Here is a 24,791-nt window from a genome sequence, read left to right as displayed (position 1 = left end):
CACCACCGTGAAAGGCAAATCCCCTGGGCTACATCTGGTTTCCCGTCGATCCCGCGATCGACGGAATAGATCCCAGCGATGGGGAGGTCTCAGTCTGGTTGTGGCCGGACAGCATCCGGGCGGGGTTGTGTTGCAGCAGTGTGTTGATCAGGGTGGGGTTGATTCCCTGCGCGGTGAGCATGTCTGCGAAGACGGTCGGGACGAACACGAATCCGTTTCCGCCGTTGCGGGTCCACATTTGTTTGAGGAAGACGTCGTGGCTGAGCAGGATTTGATCCTGATGCCGTGTCACGAGGTCCGCGACCGCGGCTGCGATGAGATCGGGGTCCGGTGAGCGGCCTTCGTGGGGGAAGATGATGTCCATGCCGATCATGTCGAATTCGAGCCAGACTCCGCGTTCGGCGACGCTGAGCTGGTAGGTGGTGTCGGCGGCGGACGGGTCCATGTGGGCCAGGACGACCCGTTGTGGTGCTACCCCGATCTGGTCGAGCACGATGTCGAGTACCTCGTGTGCGCGTCGCTGCCAACCCGGGAGGTGGATCATGAGGGCGCGGGTGGGATGGTCGAGTTGTGCCAGCGCTGCGGCGCGCAGCGAAGCGTGTTCGGCTGGGGTGAACCCGGGGGAGACACCGATTTCGCCGATGATGCCGGGTTTCACACTGTTGGGTCCGACGCCGTGGGCCAGCTCGTCGGCGATGGCGTAGGCCAGTGCATCGACGGTGGTGGCTGTGATCCGTCGCCCTTCGAATTTCTCGAGGTATGCCCCGCAACCCATCACGATATTCAGCCCTGTTCGCCGCGCGGTCTTCACGAGAGCGTCCGGGTTGCGTCCGATGGCGGCGCTGGATGTGGCGTCGACGATGGTTCTCCCGCCGACATCGGCGAACTTGGTGATCTCGGCGACGACTTCGTCAACGGGTTTGGCGGTCAGGTTGTCGAGGCAACAGTACGGGTCGTGGCGCAGCGCCCACGCGGCAGCGGCGGCGACGGTGCTTGTGGTGAGGAATTCGGTGAACTTGTGGCTCGGTTGATCGCGAGCACCGGCCAGGTCGTTGAACAGGTGCTCGTGCGGCAGCACGATCCCGAGTTCGCTCACCGGAACGGGGCCGGTGACTGTCTGCACAGCGGTCACCGGGCTGCTCCTGCGCGGTGGCCAGTGGTGCGCGCCGGAATCGCGGCGATCCCGGCAGCAGCGAGCGCGAGGACGGTCCCGACCACTGTCACGACATGAAGCGACGCGTAGGTTCCGGGCACGACTCCGTTGAACAGCAGTGAGCCGAGTAGCTGGCCTGCGATCGAGGCCAGGCCGAGCAGCAGCAGCCCGAGGCCGCGCACCAGCAGCGCCATCAACCCGATGGACAACAACCCGAGTGCTCCGCCGGTGTACATCCACCACACGGCTGGCAGGCTGAAATGCGCCGTCCCCACGGCCAATCGGATCAGCAGACCCGCCGACAACACGCCGAAACCGACAAGAAAGTTGAAGGCTATCGCGACGATCAGTGATCCGCTGTGCCGGGCCACCGCCGCATTGCCGGCGGGCTGCCATCCGGCCAGCAGGCCCGCACCGAAGGGCAATGCCGCAAGAAAGATCGCATGCGGTACATGGAAGTTCGGGGAGATCGCCACAGCGGTCGCTACCACGGCCAAGCCAGCTCCCAGGATCCGAACACCGGACAGGGTCTGCGGTACCGCCGTCGTGACACCGATCCGGTCGCAGACCACGCCGGAAATGATCAGTCCGCAGATCAACGAGATCTGGAACACGGCCACACCGAGCGATCCCACCGAGACACCTTCGGACAGCACGACCGCCGCCCCGCACAAGCCCGCGAGGTAATTCCACCAGCCCAGGGTGCCGCTCCGCATGAGCTGGGGAAGCCGCAGCGCCTGGGCACGCCATCGCCGATGAGCACCCACAACAGCGGTCATGATCAGCAGCCCGGTACCGAAGGAAACGACCGCGGCAGCGTTTCCGTCCCCCACCGTGCTGCCTAGCGCCCCGTTGACAGCCGATTGCAGCGGACTGAGCGTTCCCGCTGCAACCGTCGCGACCAACAGAACGGCAACACGAGATGCATTCCGCACCACAACACTCGGATTCGCAGGTACCACAACAGATTTGGCGTGCTCGGACACAGATCGGTCTCCCTTCGGGTGATCGTTCATGATCGCCCGCGCCCCATCCGGGCCGGCTTCAGCGCATTCCCATCGACGGGTGGCCACAGACGAGCCGGCGTCGCCAAAACGCGATCTCGGTTCGCTCAACTCCGACCTGTCGGGCTACGTACTCGATTGCGTCATCAGGGATCTCGCTGCGCCCCCAGGGAACCGGGCCCGCTCGGTATAGAACCGCAGCATCAGGGCGAACCCAAGTTTCGCTGCGCCCCGCTTGGTGGCAACCAGCCTCAGTTCCTTACCGACCAGCGTTTACTGGTCGATCAGCTCATCCTGGTCGAGCTCCCTCATCACGCGCGAAACCTACACTGCACAGACCCTCCGGCAACTGGGTTTTCGGAGCCTTCATGTACCAGGTGACACGATCCTTAACGGCACCCGTAGTTCTCGTTCCGCACGGACACAGAGAAACCGCGGATCACAAGCCTTTCGGGCGAAATCGAATCGACCAACGCGGTATCGGCGCCAGCCGATACCGCGTTCGTCGTGCTGGGGTCCGGAACTGTGGCGCCAGGTCGCTATTCGCGATCACCCGATGCCTTGGCTCGATCCACCGCGGCACTGCGGCACCGCGGGCACGGGACGGTGAGACCGGTCGAACGGCAGGCGGCATACACCGCCGTCAGGCTCCGATACCCAATCGCTGTGCCGCGATCGCCAGATCCTTGTCACCGCGACCGGACAGGCCGAGCACGATCACCGAATCCGCAGGCAGCTCGCCGTCCTCGGCCATTTCCATCAAATGCCCCACGGCATGGGCGGATTCGAGGGCGGCGATGATGCCTTCACTGCGACCGAGTGCCTGCATGCCCCGCAGCGCTGCTTCGTCGTTCGCGGCTCGGTAGGTGACACGGCCGGTGTCCTTGAGGTAGCTGAGTTCGGGACCGACGCCCGGGTAGTCGAGGCCCGCCGCGATGCTGTGGGTTCGGCTGATCTGACCGTCTTCGTCCTGGAGGAGATAGCTGTAGGCGCCGTCCATTTCGCCGGGGCTGCCCGCGCTGAGACTGGCCGCGTGTTCGCCGGTCTCGATGCCCCGGCCTGCGGCCTCGACACCGATCAACCGGACCTGCGGATCGTCGGCGAACGAGTGGAACAGACCGATGGCGTTGCTGCCGCCGCCGACGCAGGCCATGACGTAGTCGGGCAGTTGCCCTTCCGATTTCAAGATCTGAGCCCTGGCCTCGATGCCGATCACCGTTTGAAAATCGCGCACGATCTTCGGGTACGGCGCCGGGCCCGCCGCCGTACCGAAAAGGTAGTAGGTGGTCTCCACGTTCGCCACCCAGTCGCGGACCGATTCGCTGATCGCGTCTTTGAGCCTGCGGCTGCCGGTGTGCACCGCGCGCACCTCGGCGCCGAGCATGCTCATCCGCACCACATTGGATGCCTGTCGTCTCATATCGTCGGCGCCCATGTAGATCACGCAGGTCAGGCCGAGCATCGAGCACACCGTCGCGACCGCGACACCGTGCTGGCCCGCACCGGTCTCGGCGATGATCCGGCTCTTGCCCATCCGTTTGGCCAGCAGTACCTGCCCCAGCGCATTGTTGATCTTGTGTGCGCCGGTGTGTGCCATGTCTTCGCGCTTCAGATAGACCCGCAGCCCCGGCACCGCAAGCGATTCGGCAAATCGCGGCACCTGGTGAAACAGCGTCGGGCGGCCGACCCGGTCGCGCAGCAAAGCCGCGAGCTCGTCGACGAAGCCGGGATCGATGCGGGCAAGACTGTAGGCCTCGTCCAACTCCAGCAACGCGGCCATCAGACCTTCCGGAACGTACCTACCGCCGAATTCGCCGAACCTGCCGTGATCGTCCGGAAATACCCCATGCTGATAGGCGTTTCGTGCCGCGAAGTGGTCAATAGTCATCAGCACCAACGCTTTCGCTGTCGAGGATCCGGCACCGAGTCTGTGCTACTGAGACGAGCGTTCGGCAACGGCCTGGTAAACACTCGGTCTAACCCAGATCCTCCAGCTGAGCAACCGACCGGTTTACCGGGACTGGGAAGCCCTCAGCTGCGAGTGAGCGCCGGAACGCTCGCCCACCGCTCCCCCGCGATCACCACGTGCGCCAGAAATCGCAAGCCGACAGTCGCGGCGGCTTCGGTGAGCAACGACGTGGCACGCCGGTCGTCGAAGCTCGGCGCCGGGTCGCCGGAGGGGTGATTGTGCACGAGGGCGAACGCTCGACCGTCGTGACGCAGCACAGTATTGAGGATTTCGCGGACCGGGACAGCCACCTGGTCGATAGCGCCCTCCGCGACGAACACCTTCTGCCGCAATCGATTCTGGACATCGCAGACGAGCACGAGGAGCCGCTCGACACGGGCGCCCGCGAACAGCGGCCCGGCGACCCGGACGACATCCGCAGCGCCGTCCAAACGACATACGACCTCAGGGCTGTTCCGCGCTCGCGAACCGAGGTGGAAAGCGGCAACCACCGCAGCGGCCTTTGCCACGCCCACTCCGGTGCGGCGGGACAGTTCCTCGGGGCGCGCTCCGGCCAGGCCGGTCAGTCCGCCGTATTCGGCGAGCAGATCGATGGCCATTTCCAGCGCACTCTCACCGCACCGACCCTGGCGAAGCAACAACGCGAGCAGCTCGCCGTCGCTGAGCGCCTGCGGACCGAGCGCGAGCAGCCGCTCGCGTGGTCGTTGACCATAGGGCAGGTTGGCAATGGGTACCGACATCAGATCCCCCTCGAACGCGGTGCGATCCTCGGATCATGCCAGTGCTCACCGACATGTTGCCCACTGCCGATACCTGCCGGGATGCGGGACAGTCACTCCCTGATCGATCCGGTACCGTCCGCCACACCGGCTGGACGTCTACTTCCTTCGCGGCGACCGAACTCCGCCGCCCGCGCCCGGGCTAGCCGTCGGCCACAGTGATGACTTCCGGTCCCGGCAGAGCGGACAACACACCCGCGGCCAGCCGCTCCAGATGATGAAGCTGTCGCTCGTGCACCACAATTCGGCGCAGGGCCTCGTTGATGGTGGCGTTGCTGGATGAGGTGCCCATGATAGAGGCGGCCGCGGCCAACAACTTCTGGTCGAGATCGATCCGCACGGTTCTCATGCGTCCTCCTTCGTACATTCGCCATCTTGCGTCATAAAGGATGATCATGTCCGGTGAATCGCACATAGTCATCTGCCGCGTCAGCCCGCAGGGCCGGTGCGTGCACGAGCAATCGCGGCTCCGGTCACTACTGATCAGAAACACCTCCCGAAGCCACCATCGGCGCCGGGAAGAGCGTCCCAAAGCCCTCCAGCTAGGCAATTTGCGCATCTGCATGGGCTTTTGTTGTCGGAGGGCCCAAGCAGTGCTTGCCTGGAGGCATGTTCACCGAGGCTCAGCTGTATTCGCCCGTGACCCGCAGCGGCGCGGGCGACGTAACGGTGCACCTGAGCGATGAGCACCCCGGCGTGCACGACCCGGACTACCGGGCACGCCGGAATGCGATCGCCGCGCAGGCGCTGGACTACGCACCCGGCAAGCCGGTGCCGCGGGTCGACTACACCGCAGAAGAACAGGAAGTGTGGCGCATCGTCTCGGCCGAACTGGCCCGCAAGCACGAGCGGTACGCCTGCGCGGAAGTCCTGGAGGCCTCGGCTCGGCTCGGGCTCCCGCAGGACCGCATCCCCCAACTCGACGAGGTCTCCGCCGCGCTGACCCCGCTGACCGGCTTCCGCTACGTCCCGGCCGCAGGGCTGGTGCCGCTGCGCGAGTTCTTCGGCTCCTTCGCCGATCGCACCTTCCACTCCACCCAGTACATTCGGCACCACTCGGCTCCGCTGTACACCCCGGAGCCGGACGCCATCCATGAGATCATCGGTCACGCCAACCAGATCGCCAGCCCGCGTTTCGCCGCGATCTACGAGGCGGTCGGCGCGGCCGTCGCCCGGCTCGGCACCGATACCGCGTTGAAGTTCCTCGCCGATGTCTTCTGGTTCTCGATGGAGTTCGGCGTGGTCCGCGAGCACGGCGAACTCCGGTGCTACGGAGCCGGACTGCTGTCGTCCTACGGCGAGATCGAAGAGTTCCGCCACGCTGATCTGCGCCCGCTCGACGTGGTCGCGATGGGCACCGCGACCTACGACATCACCCACTACCAGCCCGTGCTGTACTGCGCCGAATCGGTGTCCGAGATCGAGGATGTGATCGGCGGCTTCTTCGCCACCATGGACGACGACACTCCGCTGCGAGCCGCGGCCCATTCCCGTTGAAATCAGCGGGTCGGTGTGGGTCCCGAACCCGCCGACACATGGAAAGCATTCACCCCCAACGGTTTTCCACCGATGACACTGTGACATTACACAAGCCGTGACATCGTCCCTGGCCACCGCTGCGCGCCAGGGGTCATTGCCGTCGCACGCCCCGAAACATGCCGAGACAACCGATCGAGCGGCTGTTACCTTCGACGCGTTGATCGCACGCGAAAGGGGCGGGAAGCCGAAATGTCCGTTGATACAACAGATTCCACACCTGAGGCAGAAACACCACTGTGGCTCCAAGGCCGCGATGCCGTGGTCGCGGCGACGCCCGCCGAAGACTGGCGCGGCGCGCCGCCGGACTACCACCTGACCAATCAGATCGTGCCGCGCGAGCGCACCACCAACCACGAGGCGGGCTCACTGGAGGCCATCGTCGAGGACCTGGTGCGGGTGTTCGAGATGGAGGTCTCGCACAAGAAGGATCCGGCGACCTGGGTTTCGCTGGTGGCAGCGCACTACCGCGGCCGGGTGAACGGCGGCCCATGGCAGAACGCCGAGGAGTTCGCCAGGATCGGCAGCTACAACATCCTCATCGGCGACAACCCGTACTACGAGGTGGATGCCGAGACCTTCGAGTCCTCGCACCAGACGTTCCACACCGCATTCCCGAACGGCTTCTTCTGGGAGGTCCTCGAGGTACTGGCGGGCCCGCCCGCCGTCACCTTCCGCTGGCGCCACTGGGGCAACTACGACGGCGCCTACAAAGACCACCAGCCGACCGGCGAACAGATCGAGATGTTCGGCGTGACCATCGCCAGGGTCTCCGACGATCTGCGCATCCTCGAGCTGGAGCACTTCTATGACAACAACAAGCTGCTCGGCCCCCTGGCCCACGGCTGCCCGGTGACGAAGTCCTCCTAGTTCCGCGCAGGCACGTCAGGGCCGCTCGGTCGGCTGATTCTTGCCGAGTGGCAACCCTGCCTCGAGGAAATCCAGTGCGCGAGTGAGGTTCTCGGCGTTGAGGGGGGATGTGGTCCCGATCGCCAATGCGGCGCCCGCGATCGCACCCGTCGCCACCCGCACCTCGAAGTCCATCGGGTCCCTGCCCATCCGCTCGGCCAGCATGCCCGCCATCAACTCGATACTGCGCTCGAACTCGGCTCCGATGGCCGAACGCAATTCGGGCACGTGATAGAGCAGCGCCTGCCGCTCTTGCTCGAACGCCACCTCCGCCTCGGGCAGATTCGCGAACACCCCGGCGGCCGCATTGCGGAAGGCGGTCAGTGGCGGAACGTCCAGCGGTTGCGCTCGCAGCGCGTCGATCATCAGTGGATCGAGGTCGTCGGCGAGCACCAACTGATCCTTGGTCGGGAAATAGCGGAAGAAGGTGCTCGGCGAGACCTCGGCCGCCGCGGCGATCTGCTCGATCGTGGTCTCGCCGTAGCCCTGCTCACGGAATAGCCGGAACGCTTCGACACGAATCGTCCGGCGGGTCCGTTCCTTCTTCCGCTCCCGCAGTCCGGGCACAGCGGGCCCGTCACCGGGTAGTTCAACCGACATGTGTCGATTCTGTCGCATCGACGTCGGCGAGCGCCGAGGGCACCGCTTCGGCGGCTGGGACCGCGACCGATCGACGCGGCAGCACCCAGAGTGCCAGCGGGACCGCGACGGCGCTGATGGCCGCGCACACCCACAGCATCGCTCCCATGCCACTGACGAATGCCGACTCCACGTGTTCGAGCATGGCCGCTTCGCCGGTCGACTTTGCCACGGCAACACCGGAATTCACGCTGTCGCTGATCGGGTCGACGTTCAGGTCGCCGAGTTCGCTGCGGTAGACGGTGGCCAGCACCGTACCGAGCAGCGCCACCGCGATCGTGCCCGCCGCTTGCCGCAACGCTTGCAACAGTGCCGAGCCCATGCCCGCGCGGGCCACCTCGAGGTCGTCCATCGCGACCGCCATGCTCACCGGCAGACCGAGCCCCATGCCCGCACCGACCAGGCCGATCCAGACGGCGGTGAACCAGTACTCGGTGCCGACCGAGGTCAGCGCGCCGAGACCGAGGCCGAGCGCGAGCACCACCATGCCCGCCGCCACCATCAGTCGCACACCGAGCTTCGGCAGCAGCCGGTCACTGAGCCGCGATCCGACCAGCAGGCCGCCGATCAGGGGCAGCAATCGCAGTCCGCTGCCGAGCGCGTCGGTGCCGAGCACGGCCTGGTAGTACTGCGGCACGGTGAAGAACAGGCCGAACATCCCGAAGGTGATAAGGACGGCGAACACCGCGCCCCAGCGGAAGCCACGGCTGGTGAACAGGCCGAGATCGATCAGCGGGAAGGCCGTCCTGCGCTGCCATCCGATGAACAGCGCGAGCACAATCACACCGGCGATCAGCGCGCCCCAGCCGAGCCCGTTGCCCCAGCCCTCATCGCCGAGACGAATGAATCCGTAAGTTACACCGAGCATTCCGGCCACGGACAACACCGTGCCCGGCAGATCCAGCGGAAGCCGGTCGGGGTTGCGTGACTCCGGAACCAGACCCGCGACTGCGACCGCGCCGAGCACGACCATCGGGACATTGATCAGGAAGACCGAGCCCCACCAGAAATTGTCGATCAGCCAGCCGCCCAGGATCGGACCGAGCGGCAACCCCAATGCCGTCGAGGTGATCCAGATATTCATGGCCCGCGCCCGCTCGGCGGAGTTCGGGAACAGCACCGGCAGCACGGCCAACGACAGCGGCATCATGGCCGCCGCCGCGACACCGAGCACCACCCGTGCCGCGATGAGCTGACCGGCGGTCGCGGCGAATGCGCAGGCCAGCGAGGCCGCACCGAAGAGGACCAGCGCCCCGAGCAGGATTTTCTTGCGGCCGTACCGATCCCCGAGCGCGCCGGCGGGCAGCATCACCGCGGCCAGCGCCAGCGTGTAGGAGGTGCTGAACCATTGCAGCGCACCGTTATTCGCATTCAGGTCGACAGCCAGCGTGGGTAACGCGACGGTCAGCACCGTGATGTCGAGGCCGATGGTCAGCATGGCGACCGCCAGCGCACCGAGCGCCAGCCAGCGGCGGGTCGAGTCCGTATTCATAAACGCTCCATTAAATGGTAGTTACATCTTTTTGATAGTAGCTCTCATTTACTAGTGTCTGTCAATACCTGGGGCGGCGCGCTGACACACTCCGCGCGGTCCGGCGAGTCATAGCCGAACCGAGCCCGCCTGCGCCCATTAGGCTCTCTGCCGATGAGCATCCGGGACTTTCACCTCCGCACCGCGCTGTGCCTCGGCGCCGCACTGACCATTGCGGCCGTGACCGGGGGCGCCACCGCGGCTCCGGCGCCCGCGACACCGCCGAGCAGCACGACGACCGCGCCGTTCAGCACCCCGAACACCGACGGCTGCCCGCAGAAGATCAGACCGCCCGCGCCGATCGACGAGTCCGAGGTGCCCTCGCCCGGCGAGCCGACGCCGTCGGCATTGCCCGTGCCCTCCCCTCCGCTCGGCGGCGCGCGGATGGGCGAATGCGGTGTGGTGATCCCCAAGGGCGCGCCGCCGGTGCCACAAGATATTTCGGCGACGGCCTGGCTGGTCTCGGATCTGGACACCGGCGAGGTGCTCGCCGCCAAGGATCCACACGGCCGCTACCGCCCGGCCAGCACCATCAAGGTGCTGCTCGCGACGGTCGCGCTGCGCAAACTCGATCTGAACAAGGTGGTCACCGGCACTCAGGAAGACGCCAACGTCGACGGCACCAAGGTCGGCATCGGTCCCGGCGGCCGCTACACCAACCGGCAGCTGATGCAGGCGCTGATCATGGCGTCCGGCAATGACGCCGCGCACGCCATCGCGGCTCAGCTCGGCGGGGATGCGGGCGCGGTGGCGCAGATGAACGAACTGGCAAAGTCTTTGCACGCCTTGGACACCCGCACCGCGAGCCCATCCGGCCTCGACGGCCCCGGGATGAGTACCTCCGCCTACGACCTGACGGTGCTGTTCCGTGAGGCCATGTCGATCCCGCTGTTCACCGAGCTCATCCACACCGAGGAGGTCGACTTCCCTGGCTACCCCAAGAGCCCGGAGAACCCCGACGACAAGGACCACCCGGGCTTCCCCATCGGCAACGACAACCACCTGCTGTACGAATACGAGGGCGCGATCGGCGGCAAGACCGGCTTCACCGACGACGCCAGGCAGACCTTCGTCGCCGCCGCCGAACGCGACGGCCGCAGGCTCGCGGTGACGCTGCTGAAGGCCGACGTCAAGCCGCTACGTCCCTTCCTCCAGGCCGCCCGCCTCCTCGACTACGGCTTCGCCCTCCCCAAGGGGGCCGACGTCGGGCAACTCCCCGACAGCAGCGCCAAGCCGTCGAAAACCGGTGCGGTGCTGGCGTCCCCACCGCCGAAGGACACCGATCAGGAGGTACAGGCCAGTGCCGAGGACAACGACCGTGCGGGCACCAGGACACTGCTCGTGGTCGGTGGCATCGTGGTCGTACTTGCCCTGCTCCTCGGCGCCCGCCGCAGGAACAGGTCGCGATTCTGACCATTGCGGCTACTGGTGCCACCCCTCTGGGCACCAGTAGCAGCGGATCAGATCGGGAATTTTCTTGTTCGTTGGTTTCGACGCACGAACAACGATCTTGGTTCCATCGATTCAGCGATCTGCTGCGATGCGGGCCAGCGACGGCGGCCGGGCACCTTGCGCAGTTCCGACGACGTCAACCAGCCACCACCCGCAACGACACGCGAAACAGATTCCGCACAAGGTAAGGCTTACAAAGGCTTTCGTGCCGCGGCACCGCGCCGGCACGATTGACAAACCGAACGACGCTAGCGAGCGTGGTAGCGTCCGCCGGATTGGCGGCAGGTATCGCGAGTGGGGGTTTGATGCCGATTCCAGAGAAGAGAACGCCGTCCGCGTCGACGGCCAGCGGTTGCCGTGAGGTGCAGTGATGGCAGGCCAAGGGTTCTACAACCACTACGACGACCCCGACGAGCACTGGGACGATTCCCCCCTCGAACGGAAGCCCAAAGCCTCTCCTGCGGCCTCGGCTCCACACCGTCCGGTCAGCCCGCCCCCTCTGGCGACGCCTCCTCGTCCCGCTGCCCCGCCTCCCCCGTTCAGTCCGCCTCCCCCTCCTGACACCCCAGGCAAAAGCATTTAGTGAGCTCGATAGGTCCTTTCCGGACAGGAAGTGGCCGGACTCGCAGGCATCGAGTTTTAGCGATGCCTCGGTTGAAGGGGACAACAAATCTAATTGGAAGATCGTGTAATCAGTGTCCATTGAACGGCCCCGGAGCGTGACTAATTGGGAACGGGGGATCCGCCTGTTCGGACTCGTTCTCGGAGCGGCCCCGCCCACCCTTATCGGGTTGGGACTCATGTTCCCATTCAGTGAGTGGGCGGGAGTCGGTCCCGGCCAGCGGGTTGCGCTCTGGTTAGCATTGGCAGTACAGCCGATTGTAATCGTGATCAGCCGACGAGAGCCGCCTCATGGCCGACTTCTCGTTGTAGTTCGCAGCGCTTTTTTCACTACACATGCGGCGGTGGCAGTAGCGGCGATTCTCAACGTCCGAGACGAGAACTGGGAAGCCCTGTCAGCCCTGGTCTACCTTATGCAGATCACTACCCTCCACGTTTTGTATGAACGCTGTGTCAAACCGACTAAGCCGCTCGGTAGCAGATGAGCCTTTTCATCCTGCCCTGAGGGCAATTGTCGCAGCGACTCGCTGGGCGGCGGGTCGTTGCGAGGATGAGTAAATCCTATGGTGAACGGCGTTTCTTCCTACCACTACCAGAGACAACAGCGGGTCTCAGTGAGCCTTTCCGGGTAGTGGTCGGTTCGGTGGCTCGAGCTGGCGACACGCCGGAAGGGGTTGTAGTGCAATGGGAAAGCAGAGTATCGGTAGAAAGAGTTCTTGCGGTCCTACTCGGCTTCTGCGTGCCGCTGGATGGCCCGTGAGAACTCCGCCATAGAGCCCTCCAAGTCAGTCCGCCCGGCGTCTTCCACGTCGAGCAGCGGCAGCTCTCGAGCGGCGAACTCATTGACGGCCTGCCAGACAGCGTCAAGGACCTGCGCGGCGTCGGTGTCGGCGATCTTGACGCGGCCGGCGCGAACACTCATCCTCCGTTTCATGAGGGTGAAGTTGAGCGAGAAATGCGAGAACTTCCCGTGTAGTCGAATCCGCCGCGTCCCCGCTCGACCAGCGTGCACAACTCGTCGAGCAACACCCCGACAGAAACAAAGATCATCATGGGGCCCACACCATCGTCCTTGGACGAGGCACTGCCCAGATCGCCGACGACCTCCATGTCGCCGAAGTCGAACCCGATCGGACCCAGGTCGTCGGGATTGTCCTCGTGGCGGGAGAACTCGAAGATGATCATCGAGCCTCTCTGGGTGGTGATCGGCCAGGTGGCCTGAGTTGGCGACAGGCCGGAAGTGGTTGTGGTGCAACGAGGAAGCGCAGAACCTCGGGTATGAAGGTGGTCCGTCGAAAGATCAACTTCATAGAGGTCCTGCGCGAGATGAGTGTGACATACACGGCGGTGCTGCCGATCGCCGCTCGCTGGTATGCGACGCACGGCCGATGGCGTTGCGCCACAACCGAAGGCTTGGGCTTGGGTCAGGGTTCAATGGACTCGAAGCCATCGATCTCAGCAGAGCGCGGACACCGCTGTCACCTATCGAACTCGCCGCGCGTTGCCGCGCTTGTGAAGGCCGACCACTCGGCAGTGGTGAACGTCAGCGCCGGGCCGGAGGGGTTCTTCGAATCACGCACGCCGACAAGGCTGTTCGAGAGGAAGGCGACTTCGACACAGTTTGAGTCACCTCCGCTGCGGCTGCTCTTGAACCAGTCGGCACCGGCCAGATCGATGTTCATCCATACTCCTTCGCCATCCGCCTGAGGAGAGCCCCGCTGGCAGCAGCATCCATCGTGCATCGCCGGAGGCCCTCATAGGCGTCATGGTAGCGCTGCACAGCGCTTGATTTCGCAAGATACAAACCCCCCGTGAAGTTCTCGGCGAAGACCACCGGCGGCTCAATCATCTTCCCCTGCTTGTCCGCGCCGAACTCCACGATAACGAATGGGCCAACCGCGCCACCAAGGGGGAATCCGGTGCTGAACGGGAGGATCTGCAAGCTCACGTTGGGCCGGGTTGCCATATCTGCCAGGTATTTCATCTGGGTCGCCATGATCCTAGGCCCGCCGACTATCCCTCGGAGGACCGACTCTCGCAGTATGACGCGGAGCGTTGCCGGATTATGCTTACGTGTGATCCTCGCTTGTCGACGCGTCCGCAACTGCACCCTGCGTGCGTGTTCCTCGGCACCGTCTTCAGGATAGACAGATCGAATGAGCACACTCGCGTATGCAGACGTTTGCAAAAGCCCCGGAACGAGTTCAGGCTCATAGGTGGTCAGCCGGTGCGCCGATGCTTCCAGTCCGACGAAAAAGTCGAAGTTGGCCGGTATTACGTCACCATACTCACACCACCAGCTTTGCTCGTTACCCTGTGCCGCAAGCCCTTTCATCGCCGCCGTGTGGTCGTTCCCGAACTCGTAGATCTTGCATAGCGCCGCGAGGTCCAACTCGCGCAGATGTGCCACGGTCCCCTTCTCGATACGTTGCAGCGTGCTGGCACTGCGCTCGATCAACTCGGCCGCCTGCTGAAGCGTGAGCCCGCACTCCTCGCGCCCACTGCGCAGATACTTACCCAGCTGTCGCCGCGCCAGGGTCGATCCATCCTCCGACATGCCCGCCTCCCATCAGGTTTCATCGCTCGCACCAGCAGACCACGTCGCAATCTCGCAAAGCAGCAACACCGCGAATTCTCATGCAATCAGGGCATAGCCCCAGGAAGAGTTGCATTCCAGAGCGAATCCGCTGCGCAGTTGGGCACCTGCACCGTCCCGTTTGATGCGCCGGTCCGATCCGCTACGAACTCGATCCCCGCACGCGGTCCCAGTGGGCATCGGCGCATTGAGCGGCGACACGCACCAAAACCGCAGGACCGATCCCGGTCGAACCGACCCCCACGTCCCAACGGAACCGATCGCCTATGTCGTGCGTCCAGTAAAGTGAGCGGGCAAATGCCAAGGGAGGGCCGGTCGATGGAAGTGGGGCAGTCAGCGGCGAACGCGCTGTACCAGCAGGCCGTAGGGGGAACTTTCCGGATGGAGGCCGACGCCGCCCGACGGTGTGCCGAGGTCTACACCCGACTCATCGAGACAACCCTGGATCCGCAGATCGTCGTGTCGAGGAGCTTGCACCGGCACGAAGGATTCGGAGGGTTCGACTCCGCTCAACAGTTGGAGGCTGGATTCTCAGGCAAGGCGGCAAAGACGACGGAAGCGCTCAACGGCATGAAAGAGGCAGCCCTGAAGATGTCGGCAGCCTACCTGCGAGCCGGTCAATTGGTGGAGGAAGCCGACGCTATGAACGCACGCGCGATGAACGCCGCTGCCTCGGAGGTGCAGTCGTCATGACGGGAATCCGCAATTCTGTGCTGGCACTGCTAGTTGTGACCGTCACCCCGCTAGCGGTGAGCTGCTCACCCGACAACGACGTGGCACCCCCTGCCAACTCAGGTCAGGCCACCACGTCATCCGCTGCCACACAGTCACCTCGACCGACGCTCACGGATTCGAAGCTCCAGCCGCCACCGCAGGACAACAAATACACCTCCAGCACGGCACGTCCCAAGATCGTCTTCGATCCATGCACGTGGATCAGCGACGGGACCATCCAGAAGGCCGGATTCGATCCAACCTCCCGGAAGCGCGGTAGAGATCTGATCGCCGAGTACAGCTTTTTGACCTGCAATTTTTCGTCACCGCTTCGAGACCTCGCCGTGGACTCCGGAAATGCAACCTGGGCCGAAAACCTCGCAAAGGTAGGCACCTACAGCGAGCCGACCACCGTCAACGGCCGCGAGGCCCTGCTCGTCCGTGACCCAGAAGTTCGGCGCGGCTGCCAGATCGACGTGCGAACCAAGGTGGGCTTCGTACAGATCGCAGTCGATCTCACCGACCGGGCCGCCCGTGGCACCGACCCCTGCACCGGCATACAGGACGTCGCAAACACCATCGAGCCGGAAATCGGCAAGGACAACTGACGATGACCGGCTCGTATATCAATATCAACGATAATCCGGCGGCACTGAGCACGTTCGGCGCAGGCGCCAAACCTGATGTCGCCCAGCCGAGTTCGCGGTCACGCGCCCAACAGCAGGGCGCGGAGGGGGCTCAGCAGTCGGTTTCCGACAACGGTGCCGATCCGGCGTATATCGCCCGGATGGAACAGTTCGAGGGACACACGCACGAGGAGATCTACCGCAACGTCACGCAGATGAGTCCGGGTGTCATGCATCAGCAGGCCGACACATGGATCAGCATCGCCGACACGCTGAGCGGCGGACTGCTCGGCATGCATATCGCGATCCAGAAGGCCCTGGCCGACGGTGTAGAGGGACAGATGGCCGACGCGGCTGTCGCCGCTGCGCAGAAGTTCTACCAGCAGGCCAGCGATGTCCAGCAGGTGATCAGCACCTGTGGGCATCGGGTCAAGGGCGTGGCGCACGCCGCCGAGGTCATCAAGATGTCGGTGCCCCCGCCGAGCGCGGCGCAGGGGCAAGCGGGCTCGGCGACCACGCTGGACCCGGCGCAGGTGATCATCTCCGCGGTGGGTGCGGGGCTGGTAGGTGACGGAGACAGCTCTGAGGTTGCCTATCAACGCGGTGTGGAGGCGCTTTACCGCACGGCGATCGACACTATGAACAACAGCTACAAACCGTCCTATGGGCCTGCCGGGACCGGAGTCCCAACCTTCGTGCCCGTCGCGCTGCCGGGTGACGGTGGAGGCGGCGGCGATCCCGGCAGCGGCAATGGCGGCGGCAATGGCAGCGGTGGCGGCAACCCGGGCGATCAACCGACATCGGAGCCCCCGACATCGGTGGAACCCGCCGGGTCCGGCCAGAACTCGGGCGCTGAGCAGCAATCGGCGCAGACCCCCACCACCCCCAGTGCCAGTACTGCGCCCGCCGCGGCGACCGTTCCCGACGCGGGAGCGCTCGGTTCGGGGCAGCCGGGCGGCCCCGGCACGTCTCCACCCGGAGGCCCCGGCACACCCCCACCCGGAGGTGGCGGCCCATCCAAACCCGGCACACCCGGGCCCGGTGGGATCGGCACTCCGAGCCCAGGACGCAGCATCAGCGGCCTACCGACTGCTGGAAGTCCAGCCGCGGCAACGGCTTCCGCGGCCAATCGCGCGGGGGCGGCCGGGCGTCCCGGCATGTCCGGCATGCCGTCGGCCGGTGCGGGGAAAAAGCAAGACGACTCCGAGTCGGCTCGTAAAATCCCCGACTACCTGATCGGAAATCGTGAAGAAGAACTACTCGGCGCACCCCAGCGGCTGGTGCCGCAGACGATCGGCGATGACGCGCCGGCAGCCCAGCAAAGTCTGCCGCTGAGCTCGAGGAACGAAGACCGCTACCAATGATGTGGGAGTTCACGTCCGACGAGTTCATGCATATCTGGCGGGAGACGGGCGCGGATCGATATCCGTTCCCGCTTCGCCTGATCGCGTCGACGCGGTGGGAAGACGAACACGAACAGCTCACCCGCCAACTCGACCGACGTCTCCCGCCGCACGGCGACCCGGACCTATCGGCCGTGTTGCGGGTGGCGACTGATCCCGAAACATCGTTGGCGCTCACCGGAACCCGGACCCGTCCGATACGGGCATACGGCGCGATCGACGCCGACATCGGCGTCACACTGGTCCAACGCCCCAGCCCCACAAAAGATTTCGGTGGCAATGTCGTCATCGAGGTCGGCACCTCGGCGATCGTGCCCAAGGTGTTCACCGCCGTGCTCGGCAACGTGTCGCCCGGTCGCCATCGCGCCATCGCCGAAGACCTCGAGCTTCTGCGCGTGGGCCTCGAATCCTGGACCGGCACAAAGGAAACCGCGGCCGACCGCATCTGCCGCCTGCTTCGCGCCCCCCGATCCGGGTCCGGAACCCTGGAAGCCCTCCGCGACTTGCGCGGTGCGCGACCGTCCACACCGGAGTACCTGAACTGGTTCGATGTCGACGGCGACGGGCGTTATCTCTACCGTCGCCAGTACAACGAATTCCACATCGTGCCCTGCGACCAGGCCACGATAGGTCGCGAAATAAGCCGCCTGGCACACGCCGTTCGGTAGTGCCGACCACCTATCCACCGAATACCTACCCGCACAACAGCTATCCGCCGCCTTCACCCCAAGCCAACCAGCCGAACAGCTATCCGCCCAGCCGTATCCGGCGCACAAACATCTCCCGCGCACCTACTGACCGCCCGCTACGACCAAAAGGCGTGCAGAGCGGGTCAGCGACGGCGGCCGGAAACCTTGCGCAGTTCCGAAAGGGCGAGGGCGGCAAGGGCACCGGCACCGAAAGAAGCAGCGACAGTGCTCATCGATGAGCCCGGCCCTGCCATCCGTGGTGCGATCACCGCGGGTGCGGGCGGGGAGATCTCCGCGTCCCGCAGATTATCCGACGCGGTCGCGGCCCATGCCGTGGCGAACAGGATGATCCGATAGGTGACGTAACTGAAGACCATCAGACCGATGATCGAACCGAAGGCAGCGCCCGCGGGGCTGCTCAGCACTTTTTGCAGGTAGATGGATGCTACGTACTTGAAGATCTCGAAGACCACGGCCCCCAGCGCCGCCGCCTTGGCCGCGCTCTTCAGCGTGACCGGTTCCCGTGGCAGGCGCGCGATGATCCAGGCGAAAACCGCCCAGGACGCCAGGAATCCGAGCAGGATCGACGCGAGGATCAGCAACAGCCGAGCACCGGGCAGATGGGAAAGACCGAGACTGATCAGCAACCGCGCACCGAGCGTGCTGGAGCCGAGTGCGGAAAGGCCGATCGACACCACGAAGGCGAGACCGAGCCCGACGAGCGCACGGAGGTCCGACAGCTTGGTCAGGAACCAATTGCTGTCCGGGCTCTTCTGATCCCATTGCTCGGTCAGCGCCGCCCGCAGATGGGCCATCCAGCCGAGTCCGGTGTAAAAACCGGCGAGCAGGCCGAGCGTGCCGACGGTCCCCCTGGAACGAACCGCCTGCTCGATCAGATCGTTGAGCTGGGTGCCGAGCGAGCCCGGCATGTTCTCCACGATCTTGTCCTGCAATTCGGTGAGCAGTTCCTGGTGGCTGGACAACACGAACCCCGCGACCGCGAAGGCGACCATCAACAGCGGAATCAGCGACAGCACCGTGAAATATGTGATGCCCGCCGCGTAGAAGTCACCCCGTTGCCGCTGGTAGCGCCCGCCGGCTCGGACCAGATGGTCCAGCCAGGGGCGCCGCTGGATCCGCCGCTCGAGCCACGCCTTGATGTTGTCGATCGCCTGCACCAGTTGCCCCTTCACAGAGACCCCGCCGGGTTGTTTCGACCGACTTGCGAGCAGTCGCCGGTGGTGAAGCCGCCCGCGAACTAGCGGGGCAGCAGGCCCACCCGGTCATATACCTGTGCGAGGGTGTTGCCGGCGATCTCACGCGCCCGCTCGGCACCGGCGGCGAGGATGCGGTCGAGTTCGCCCTGATCCGACAGGTACTCTTCCACCTTCGTTCGCAGCGGCGTGACAAATTCGACCAGCGCGTCGGCGACGTCGGACTTCAGATCGCCGTACCCCTTACCGGCGTAGTCCTGTTCCAGCGTGACGATCGGCGTGCCGCTCAGCGAGCTCAGGATCACCAACAGATTGCTGACACCCGGCTTCTGCTCCAGGTCGTAGCGGATCTCACGCTCGGTGTCGGTCACCGCGGAGCGGATCTTCTTGGCGGTGATCTTCGGGTCATCGAGCAGATTGATCAGGCCGGCATCGGAGGAGGCCGACTTGCTCATCTTCGCGGTGGGGTCCTGCAGGTCGTAGATCTTGGCGGTGCCCTTGGTGATGTGCGCCTCCGGCACCACGAAGGTCCTCTTGAACCGAGTGTTGAAGCGCTGGGCCAGGTTTCGGGTCAGCTCCAGATGCTGGCGCTGATCCTCGCCGACCGGCACCTGATGTGCGCGATAGAGCAGGATGTCCGAGGCCATCAGCACCGGGTAGGTGAACAGCCCGACCGTCGCGTTCTCCGCGCCCTGTTTGACCGACTTGTCCTTGAACTGGGTCATCCGGCTCGCCTCACCGAAGCCGGTGATGCAGCTGAGCACCCAGGCCAGCTCGACATGCTCTGGCACCTGACTCTGCACGAACAGGGTGGAGCGCTTGGGGTCGATGCCGAGTGCCAGCAGCTGCGCTGCCGCGCCCCGCGTCCGTGCGCGCAGTTCCTTGGGATCCTGCGGCACGGTGATGGCGTGCAGGTCCGGGATGAAGTACAGCGCGTCGTAGTCGTCCTGCATGGTCACCCAGTACTGCAGCGCCCCAAGGTAGTTGCCGAGATGGAAGGACGAGCTGGTCGGCTGGATCCCGGACAGCACCCGCTGTTTACGTTCAGCGGCCGGGGTCGTCTGAGCAGGACTGGACATGCGTCGATCTTCGCACGGCGCTCAAGCGGAATTTCGCGCCGCCCAGTTGCGCGGGTCGACGCCGGGCATGCTCGGGCGTCCGGTACGCGCCAGTTCGTGTTCGCGCCGAGACACCAGCCGGTAGACCGGCGCACTCGGACCGGCCAACGTGCCGCGCAGCACCGGCGGCACCAACGGTGGAGCAATGTGCGCCGTGCGGACGGCCGTGGCGAGCGCGCCGTAGGCGACCTGCTCGGCGATCCCCCACCGCATGCCGTACATATCGCGGATGCGCGCAGGCAGGCTGCCCTGCACCAGCAGGAAGAACGCGGAGGTGACCTGCTGTAACGGCATTCGCTGCGGATAGGGCACTCGCTGCCCGGCCAGGTAGGAGCCGACCAGTCTTCCCTCGTCGGTGAGGAACAGCTCGTCGGAGCGGAGGTAGGCGTCGAAATACTTGCGGAACATCGGGTAGCTGCCCGGCGCTGCCTCGCGCGGCATGCCGAACAGTTCCGCCCAGCGCACGTAGTCCTGGTACAGCGCTTCGCGTTCGCCATCGGTCAGCGGCCGGACCAGCAGGTCGTACATGACCTCGGCGGAATCGAAGGCGAACGCCATGGTCATGAACATCAGGTGGGGATCGGACGCGGAGTAGCCGGTGCCCGCCGGATGGTGCGAACCCGCGTCTTCGGGCAGCGCCCCGCGCACCTTGGCGTGCTTCTTGCGGGTGAACGCCAGCGCCCGATCGGCCTCGTCCCTGCTACCGAGGAACACCGCCTCGAACAGCTTGCCGGTGAGTGCGAGCCGGGTGTAGGGCGTCATCCGATGCTCGGTGTTCTCGGAGGTCCCGACATAGAGCAGCGGGTGCACGGCCCCGATCACCAGGGCACGCTGCCCATAGGTGAGCCCGACCGCTCGCTTGCTCATGACCCGCCGTGCCATGGAATTGTCGGCGAAATAACCGGGTGCGGACATTGCTGCCTCCTCGTCGAGCGCATCTGGCAACAGCATCCACCAGAATCTCAATTCTGGCAATGGGTCATGCCAGAATTGTGACCACACCAATCCCATACCGGCGCGTTGCAGCGCGGGCGATCCGGCACTGTCAGAATCGAGCAGTGGCACAGCGGACCTACGGCGGAATCTCCGCAGACGAGCGGCGCGCGCAACGGCGCGCGGCGCTGTTGGACGCCGCGCTGGAGATCATCGGCACCGATGGCCTCGCCAAGCTGACCGTCTCCGGACTGTGTGCGCAGGCCGGGCTCAACGAGCGGTACTACTACGAGAGCTTCGACAGCCGTGACGCGGTGCTGAGCGCGCTGGTCGACGGGATCGCCGAAGAATTGGCGGGCGCGATCGTCGCGGCATTGCACGCCGCGCCGGACGACACGCGTGCCAAGGCGCACGCCGCGATCACCGCGGGCATCCACCTGCTCACCGACGACCCGCGCAAGGCAAAGGTCGCGCTGATCGCGGGCATGGCGACGCCGGAACTGCGCGCACGCACGAATCAGACGGTGCGCGTTTTCGCCCGGCTCGTGGCCGCGGAGGGCATCGATTTCTACGGTGTCGCCGACCCGCCGGACCCCTCGATCGACTTCCGCGCCACCTATCTCGTCGGTGGGCTCGTCCAGACCCTGACCGCCTGGCTACAGAATGATCTGCCGCTGACACGCGACGAACTCATCGAGCACACGACCGATGTCTTCGTGCTGCTCGGCGAGGATCTCGCGCGCCGACTGACCTGACCGGGGCGCGGTCCCCGCATCGAAGTCACCGAGTGGGACGGGGCCGGTGCCGAGGCGTCGACATGTCAGAGCGTCGCGATATCGGAGCGCAGCACAACGGCCTGCGGAAGCATCGGTTCGCCTTGGAGAACGACACGGAAGACGATGTCCCTCCTCGACCAGTAACCGGCGCAGTCGTCGAGGGCCTCGGCAAACCACTCACGCTCGTCCGGCTGCTCGATGAGTATCGAGGACGAATTCCGAATCACAGCAACGTATCCGGCTGCCTCGCCGACGAAATCATCCAGGTCGCGCAGGCATTCGTCGAAGGCGTCCTTGTTCTCGCCGAAGTAGTAGGGGAATTGGAACGCGGCGGCGAACTCATCGAAAACACCCATGGTGGTGTGCATCTTCGGTCCGCGCAGTTCGCGCACCACATAGCCGGAGGGGGCGCGATAGCGCAGTGCGCTCAGCTCCGCGGCGTCGATGGCGAGCGCGCCGAGTGCGGGCGCGGCGACCGGACCGGCGGCGGGACCGGATTCGACGTCGCCGGGACGGGCGAGGAACTGCGACAACGGGATCGGCTCGGCCATCAGCGCATCCTCGCGAAGGTCTCGTAGTGGTCACCGGTGTACCAAGCGGAGCCGTCGCTACCGGTGACGATCCGTTCGGCATCCCGGGATCGGTTGCGTTGCTTGGGATTCACATCCCATTCCTGATAGGTGATCGGCTTGCCGGCGGAATCCCTGGCGGCCAGGGTGCCCGCACGATTCATCCACCGATCACCGCCCTTGGTGCCGGGTGCGTTCGCGGAGTCCGGCCAGCGGCCCGCGTCGATCTCGGCCAGGGTCGCGTACGCGCGGTCCGGCACACCGGGGGCGCGGGACGCGGCCGGTGCGGTGGTGCCCGCGAGTAGCGGTCTCGTGGTACCGCCCGCGGCAGGTGGTTTGGCCTGCGTCGTAGGCGCACTGCGGGCGCTCGAGGTCGCCGAGCCGAGGACCGAGCCGCCGTCGCCGCCACGATTGAGCGCGATGAGTCCGACGACCGCGATCAGTACGGCCAGGACGCCGAGCACCGTGTACGTGCCACGCTTTCCTGCGATCATCGCAACCACCTACCGACCGTACCGATGGCAAGGGTGTGGGGGCACATATTCCGGTCGTTCATCGGTACTGCACCGTGACCGGGACGTGGTCCGACCAGCGCTGATCGTAGGCGGCGGCGCGCTCGACGACGGCTTGCTCGGCTCGGGCTGCCAGGTCGCCGCGGGCGAGTTGATAGTCGATGCGGCACCGGATCAAATCGGTTCTACAATCCATAGAATCACCCTTGAACAGGGAAGGAACCGAGACACAGACCCCGTTACGCGCCTTGCTGGTGGCGCGGCTATCCGTCATGACTGACGAATCTACGTCACCCGCCCGGCAGTTGGAGCACGGACGCAACACCGCGCAAGCTCGCGGATGGACAGAGGCAGGGGCAGCAACCGACCTGGACGTGTCCGCCACCAAGTACTCACCATTCGACCGGCCCGAGCTAGTACTCCAGCCCGATTTCGTGATCTTGGCTGGATCGGGTGGTTAGGTTGGTCAGCTAGGGGTTGGGCGTCCACAGCATTTCTTGTATTTGGTGGTTGATCCGCACCAGCACGACGCGTTGCGGGCGGGTGGCCAGGTGATCGCTTTGCCTTCGTCGACGATTTCGTTGATGCAGGCCAGGCGGGTGTCGGAGTCGGTGGGGTCGCTGCCGGTGCGGGCGGTGTAGTCGATGAGTTTGCCGACGGTGAGCGGCACCATGGTGATGTGGGAGATCCCGCCCTCGGCCAGTTCGCGGTTGGCTTTCTCCCGGTCGGCGGCGAAGGTGTCGGCATCGAGGGTTTCGGCCAGTTGCGGCCAGGTCTGATGCGCGCGCGGGATTTCGCTGCGGGGCCAGAACAGAATTCGCATCTGTCGGGGATGTGCGGGTGGTGTGAGGGTGCGGGCGAGTTCGTCGGCGCGGTCGGCGATGGCTTGGACCGAGTCGTCGAGTTCGTCGGCGGGCAGGCCCAAGCCGTTGCGGACCCGTAACCGGCCGGCCAGGACGTTGTTGGCGTAGGACAGGAATCCCAATTCGGTGTCGAGTTCAGCCATTTCCTGGTCGGTGAGCCTGGACACGGCGATGTTGAACCAGGTCAGTGCCTGCCGGTGGTCGCCGCGTTCTTCCATCAGTTCGCCGGCCAGGTGATAAGGGGCAGCGGAATCGATCCGGTCGCGCCGCAACCCATCGAGTTGGGTCCAGGCGTCATCGGCGCGGTCGAGGTCGAACAACACCTCGGCCAGCGTCACGCGGGCGTGGGCGCCGTCCTCGCCGCCGAGTGCGATGGCCCGGGTCAATAGTTCGACAGCGCGATCATGGTTTCCCTGCTCGATGCCAGTGGAAGGCGGCCTCGAGCAGGATCTCACCGCGCTGGTCGGGGTAATGGTCGAGGTCGGCTTCGATTTCCGCGGCGAGTGCCGCATCGGATCGGGTGGTCACCCGGGCACTGTAATAGCCGCGGATCGGCGACGGTAGTGGCTGATCCCGGCGCGATGCTGGTGACGCCGCCGCCAGATCGACCAGTGCCACCGGTCGATGACAGCGTGGGCGCGGTCCAACACGAGAGTCGCGAATAGGTGCCGGATCTCGTTGCGGGTGGAAGGGATCCGATCCGAGGCGGTGTTCGCGGCGCAGAGGGGCGTCGTGACCATCAGGGCCGATGCTTATCCAAGCCCAACAGCATTTTCCGCGCTGCGGGTCTCGACCCACCCGAACCGCGCCCCCACACGCACGGACAGGTCCCCGAACCCCTCCCGCCACCGGGCAGTATCCACACAATCACCATGCCCCATCACCAATTCCGTTGTGCCACTCACGAACACAACATGATCACGCTGTCACCGCCCCACCGCCAGCCAGCCGACCAACACCATCGATCACGAAGTCGGGCTGGAGTACTAACCTCCTGAACCACCCAGAACTTCTCGCTTGGAGTCTGGGCGCAGGAACGCCCAGACGTTAGGGAAAAGCCACAAAAGAAGTTTGAGATTGATGGAACCGATTCGGCTCCTTCGGCGTCAAACCATGTAGAACAGAACAGATTTCAACCCTCGCCGAAGTCCGTCGGAAGTGCGACGGCAAAGACCTGGGGGTGAG

26 protein-coding genes and 1 pseudogene are annotated in these 24,791 nt (G+C 65.1%); 8 read left to right on the top strand and 19 right to left on the bottom strand.

The window, feature by feature from the left end:
* Nucleotides 1–28: 28 nt before the first annotated feature.
* From OHQ90_RS10665 to OHQ90_RS10645, 5 genes are all read right to left on the bottom strand, one after another.
* Nucleotides 29–1,132 (bottom strand): phosphotriesterase family protein, encoded by a 1,104-nt coding sequence (locus tag OHQ90_RS10665; protein WP_328409582.1) that lies wholly within the window; start codon nt 1,130–1,132, stop codon nt 29–31.
* The gene (locus tag OHQ90_RS10660) at nt 1,129–2,088 is read right to left on the bottom strand and encodes a DMT family transporter (RefSeq protein WP_442941367.1); all 960 of its coding nucleotides are present in this window, start codon (nt 2,086–2,088) and stop codon (nt 1,129–1,131) included. The genes OHQ90_RS10665 and OHQ90_RS10660 overlap by 4 nt, the downstream gene beginning before the upstream one ends.
* A 712-nt stretch (nt 2,089–2,800) precedes the next feature.
* Nucleotides 2,801–4,045 carry a tryptophan synthase subunit beta gene (gene trpB, locus OHQ90_RS10655; protein WP_328409578.1) on the bottom strand — a complete coding sequence of 415 codons (1,245 nt, stop codon included), beginning with the start codon at nt 4,043–4,045 and terminating at the stop codon, nt 2,801–2,803.
* Nucleotides 4,046–4,188: 143 nt separating this feature from the next.
* Nucleotides 4,189–4,866 carry a JAB domain-containing protein gene (locus OHQ90_RS10650; RefSeq protein ID WP_328409576.1) on the bottom strand — a complete coding sequence of 226 codons (678 nt, stop codon included), beginning with the start codon at nt 4,864–4,866 and terminating at the stop codon, nt 4,189–4,191.
* A 181-nt stretch (nt 4,867–5,047) separates the two neighbouring features.
* A complete protein-coding gene (locus OHQ90_RS10645; RefSeq protein ID WP_328409574.1) occupies nt 5,048–5,254 on the bottom strand; it encodes a type II toxin-antitoxin system VapB family antitoxin in 207 nt (68 codons plus the stop codon).
* Between the two features lie 260 nt (nt 5,255–5,514).
* Between OHQ90_RS10645 and OHQ90_RS10640 the strand changes: the two genes are divergently transcribed.
* Together OHQ90_RS10640 and OHQ90_RS10635 are read left to right on the top strand one after the other, a co-directional pair.
* Entirely contained in the window at nt 5,515–6,402 is an 888-nt protein-coding gene (locus OHQ90_RS10640; protein WP_328409572.1) for a phenylalanine 4-monooxygenase, read from the top strand.
* Between the two features lie 231 nt (nt 6,403–6,633).
* A complete protein-coding gene (locus OHQ90_RS10635) occupies nt 6,634–7,311 on the top strand; it encodes an ester cyclase (RefSeq protein ID WP_328409570.1) in 678 nt (225 codons plus the stop codon).
* A 15-nt stretch (nt 7,312–7,326) separates the two neighbouring features.
* Here the strand turns inward: OHQ90_RS10635 and OHQ90_RS10630 are convergent, their stop codons facing one another.
* Both OHQ90_RS10630 and OHQ90_RS10625 read right to left on the bottom strand, forming a co-directional pair.
* Nucleotides 7,327–7,950 carry an acyl-CoA-like ligand-binding transcription factor gene (locus OHQ90_RS10630; protein WP_328409568.1) on the bottom strand — a complete coding sequence of 208 codons (624 nt, stop codon included), beginning with the start codon at nt 7,948–7,950 and terminating at the stop codon, nt 7,327–7,329.
* A complete protein-coding gene (locus tag OHQ90_RS10625; protein ID WP_328409566.1) occupies nt 7,940–9,481 on the bottom strand; it encodes an MFS transporter in 1,542 nt (513 codons plus the stop codon). The genes OHQ90_RS10630 and OHQ90_RS10625 overlap by 11 nt, the downstream gene beginning before the upstream one ends.
* A 153-nt stretch (nt 9,482–9,634) precedes the next feature.
* Between OHQ90_RS10625 and OHQ90_RS10620 the strand changes: the two genes are divergently transcribed.
* Nucleotides 9,635–10,933, top strand: a complete 1,299-nt coding sequence (locus OHQ90_RS10620) for a D-alanyl-D-alanine carboxypeptidase family protein (RefSeq protein WP_328409564.1) — start codon at nt 9,635–9,637, stop codon at nt 10,931–10,933.
* Nucleotides 10,934–12,317: 1,384 nt separating this feature from the next.
* On the opposite strand, the gene OHQ90_RS10615 is transcribed toward OHQ90_RS10620, so the two are convergent.
* The 4 genes from OHQ90_RS10615 to OHQ90_RS10600 form a co-directional block, all read right to left on the bottom strand.
* On the bottom strand, nt 12,318–12,515 hold the full coding sequence (locus tag OHQ90_RS10615; protein WP_328409563.1) for a hypothetical protein: 198 nt from the start codon (nt 12,513–12,515) through the stop codon (nt 12,318–12,320).
* 8 nt (nt 12,516–12,523) lie between these two features.
* Nucleotides 12,524–12,778, bottom strand: coding sequence for a hypothetical protein (locus OHQ90_RS10610; protein WP_328409561.1), 255 nt, complete (start codon nt 12,776–12,778; stop codon nt 12,524–12,526).
* A 293-nt stretch (nt 12,779–13,071) separates the two neighbouring features.
* The gene (locus OHQ90_RS10605; protein WP_328409560.1) at nt 13,072–13,275 is read right to left on the bottom strand and encodes a DUF397 domain-containing protein; all 204 of its coding nucleotides are present in this window, start codon (nt 13,273–13,275) and stop codon (nt 13,072–13,074) included.
* Nucleotides 13,272–14,150 carry a helix-turn-helix domain-containing protein gene (locus OHQ90_RS10600; protein ID WP_328409558.1) on the bottom strand — a complete coding sequence of 293 codons (879 nt, stop codon included), beginning with the start codon at nt 14,148–14,150 and terminating at the stop codon, nt 13,272–13,274. Before OHQ90_RS10600 ends, OHQ90_RS10605 begins: the two co-directional genes overlap by 4 nt.
* A 357-nt stretch (nt 14,151–14,507) precedes the next feature.
* Here OHQ90_RS10600 and OHQ90_RS10595 point away from each other — a divergent pair, with 357 nt between their 5' ends.
* Genes OHQ90_RS10595 through OHQ90_RS10580 form a run of 4 tightly spaced genes read left to right on the top strand, consistent with a single transcriptional unit; the run spans nt 14,508 to nt 17,600 of the window.
* On the top strand, nt 14,508–14,882 hold the full coding sequence (locus OHQ90_RS10595; protein WP_328409556.1) for a hypothetical protein: 375 nt from the start codon (nt 14,508–14,510) through the stop codon (nt 14,880–14,882).
* On the top strand, nt 14,879–15,511 hold the full coding sequence (locus OHQ90_RS10590; protein ID WP_328409555.1) for a DUF3558 domain-containing protein: 633 nt from the start codon (nt 14,879–14,881) through the stop codon (nt 15,509–15,511). The genes OHQ90_RS10595 and OHQ90_RS10590 overlap by 4 nt, the downstream gene beginning before the upstream one ends.
* 2 nt (nt 15,512–15,513) lie before the next feature.
* Nucleotides 15,514–16,893, top strand: coding sequence for a hypothetical protein (locus OHQ90_RS10585; protein ID WP_328409553.1), 1,380 nt, complete (start codon nt 15,514–15,516; stop codon nt 16,891–16,893).
* The gene (locus OHQ90_RS10580) at nt 16,890–17,600 is read left to right on the top strand and encodes an ESX secretion-associated protein EspG (RefSeq protein ID WP_328409552.1); all 711 of its coding nucleotides are present in this window, start codon (nt 16,890–16,892) and stop codon (nt 17,598–17,600) included. Before OHQ90_RS10585 ends, OHQ90_RS10580 begins: the two co-directional genes overlap by 4 nt.
* A 164-nt stretch (nt 17,601–17,764) precedes the next feature.
* On the opposite strand, the gene yhjD is transcribed toward OHQ90_RS10580, so the two are convergent.
* From yhjD to OHQ90_RS10565, 3 genes are all read right to left on the bottom strand, one after another.
* A complete protein-coding gene (yhjD, locus tag OHQ90_RS10575; RefSeq protein ID WP_328412758.1) occupies nt 17,765–18,799 on the bottom strand; it encodes an inner membrane protein YhjD in 1,035 nt (344 codons plus the stop codon).
* 80 nt (nt 18,800–18,879) lie between these two features.
* Nucleotides 18,880–19,914 (bottom strand): tryptophan--tRNA ligase, encoded by a 1,035-nt coding sequence (trpS, locus tag OHQ90_RS10570; RefSeq protein WP_328409551.1) that lies wholly within the window; start codon nt 19,912–19,914, stop codon nt 18,880–18,882.
* Nucleotides 19,915–19,935: 21 nt separating this feature from the next.
* Complete coding sequence (locus tag OHQ90_RS10565) at nt 19,936–20,904, bottom strand: oxygenase MpaB family protein (protein WP_328409550.1); 969 nt, start codon at nt 20,902–20,904, stop codon at nt 19,936–19,938.
* A 107-nt stretch (nt 20,905–21,011) separates the two neighbouring features.
* On the opposite strand from OHQ90_RS10565, the gene OHQ90_RS10560 reads away from it, so the two are divergent.
* Nucleotides 21,012–21,641 carry a TetR/AcrR family transcriptional regulator gene (locus tag OHQ90_RS10560; RefSeq protein ID WP_328409549.1) on the top strand — a complete coding sequence of 210 codons (630 nt, stop codon included), beginning with the start codon at nt 21,012–21,014 and terminating at the stop codon, nt 21,639–21,641.
* Between the two features lie 65 nt (nt 21,642–21,706).
* On the opposite strand, the gene OHQ90_RS10555 is transcribed toward OHQ90_RS10560, so the two are convergent.
* The 5 genes and pseudogenes from OHQ90_RS10555 to OHQ90_RS10535 form a co-directional block, all read right to left on the bottom strand.
* Nucleotides 21,707–22,213, bottom strand: a complete 507-nt coding sequence (locus OHQ90_RS10555) for a barstar family protein (RefSeq protein WP_328409547.1) — start codon at nt 22,211–22,213, stop codon at nt 21,707–21,709.
* On the bottom strand, nt 22,213–22,725 hold the full coding sequence (locus OHQ90_RS10550) for a ribonuclease domain-containing protein (protein WP_328409545.1): 513 nt from the start codon (nt 22,723–22,725) through the stop codon (nt 22,213–22,215). Before OHQ90_RS10550 ends, OHQ90_RS10555 begins: the two co-directional genes overlap by 1 nt.
* Nucleotides 22,726–22,783: 58 nt before the next feature.
* Nucleotides 22,784–22,909 (bottom strand): annotated as a pseudogene (locus OHQ90_RS10545) (exodeoxyribonuclease III); the annotation flags it as partial.
* Nucleotides 22,910–23,209: 300 nt separating this feature from the next.
* Complete coding sequence (locus OHQ90_RS10540; protein WP_328409543.1) at nt 23,210–23,992, bottom strand: SEC-C domain-containing protein; 783 nt, start codon at nt 23,990–23,992, stop codon at nt 23,210–23,212.
* A gap of 16 nt (nt 23,993–24,008) precedes the next feature.
* A complete protein-coding gene (locus OHQ90_RS10535; RefSeq protein ID WP_328409541.1) occupies nt 24,009–24,134 on the bottom strand; it encodes a hypothetical protein in 126 nt (41 codons plus the stop codon).
* Nucleotides 24,135–24,791: the final 657 nt, after the last annotated feature.

The organism is Nocardia sp. NBC_00403 (assembly GCF_036046055.1).
Classification (GTDB): Bacteria; Actinomycetota; Actinomycetes; order Mycobacteriales; family Mycobacteriaceae; genus Nocardia.
The sequence above is the reverse complement of the archived record's forward strand: the minus strand, read 5'-3'. Positions and strand labels throughout refer to the sequence as shown.

Coding starts and splice junctions, on each gene's coding strand:
- trpB (WP_328409578.1), bottom strand. CDS start 4,045: ATGACTATTGACCACTTCGCGGCACGAAACGCCTATCAGCATGGGGTA.
- OHQ90_RS10650 (WP_328409576.1), bottom strand. CDS start 4,866: ATGTCGGTACCCATTGCCAACCTGCCCTATGGTCAACGACCACGCGAG.
- OHQ90_RS10645 (WP_328409574.1), bottom strand. CDS start 5,254: ATGAGAACCGTGCGGATCGATCTCGACCAGAAGTTGTTGGCCGCGGCC.
- OHQ90_RS10640 (WP_328409572.1), top strand. CDS start 5,515: ATGTTCACCGAGGCTCAGCTGTATTCGCCCGTGACCCGCAGCGGCGCG.
- OHQ90_RS10635 (WP_328409570.1), top strand. CDS start 6,634: ATGTCCGTTGATACAACAGATTCCACACCTGAGGCAGAAACACCACTG.
- OHQ90_RS10630 (WP_328409568.1), bottom strand. CDS start 7,950: ATGTCGGTTGAACTACCCGGTGACGGGCCCGCTGTGCCCGGACTGCGG.
- OHQ90_RS10625 (WP_328409566.1), bottom strand. CDS start 9,481: ATGAATACGGACTCGACCCGCCGCTGGCTGGCGCTCGGTGCGCTGGCG.
- OHQ90_RS10620 (WP_328409564.1), top strand. CDS start 9,635: ATGAGCATCCGGGACTTTCACCTCCGCACCGCGCTGTGCCTCGGCGCC.
- OHQ90_RS10615 (WP_328409563.1), bottom strand. CDS start 12,515: ATGAGTGTTCGCGCCGGCCGCGTCAAGATCGCCGACACCGACGCCGCG.
- OHQ90_RS10610 (WP_328409561.1), bottom strand. CDS start 12,778: ATGATCATCTTCGAGTTCTCCCGCCACGAGGACAATCCCGACGACCTG.
- OHQ90_RS10605 (WP_328409560.1), bottom strand. CDS start 13,275: ATGAACATCGATCTGGCCGGTGCCGACTGGTTCAAGAGCAGCCGCAGC.
- OHQ90_RS10600 (WP_328409558.1), bottom strand. CDS start 14,150: ATGTCGGAGGATGGATCGACCCTGGCGCGGCGACAGCTGGGTAAGTAT.
- OHQ90_RS10595 (WP_328409556.1), top strand. CDS start 14,508: ATGGAAGTGGGGCAGTCAGCGGCGAACGCGCTGTACCAGCAGGCCGTA.
- OHQ90_RS10590 (WP_328409555.1), top strand. CDS start 14,879: ATGACGGGAATCCGCAATTCTGTGCTGGCACTGCTAGTTGTGACCGTC.
- OHQ90_RS10585 (WP_328409553.1), top strand. CDS start 15,514: ATGACCGGCTCGTATATCAATATCAACGATAATCCGGCGGCACTGAGC.
- OHQ90_RS10580 (WP_328409552.1), top strand. CDS start 16,890: ATGATGTGGGAGTTCACGTCCGACGAGTTCATGCATATCTGGCGGGAG.
- trpS (WP_328409551.1), bottom strand. CDS start 19,914: ATGTCCAGTCCTGCTCAGACGACCCCGGCCGCTGAACGTAAACAGCGG.
- OHQ90_RS10565 (WP_328409550.1), bottom strand. CDS start 20,904: ATGCTGTTGCCAGATGCGCTCGACGAGGAGGCAGCAATGTCCGCACCC.
- OHQ90_RS10555 (WP_328409547.1), bottom strand. CDS start 22,213: ATGGCCGAGCCGATCCCGTTGTCGCAGTTCCTCGCCCGTCCCGGCGAC.
- OHQ90_RS10550 (WP_328409545.1), bottom strand. CDS start 22,725: ATGATCGCAGGAAAGCGTGGCACGTACACGGTGCTCGGCGTCCTGGCC.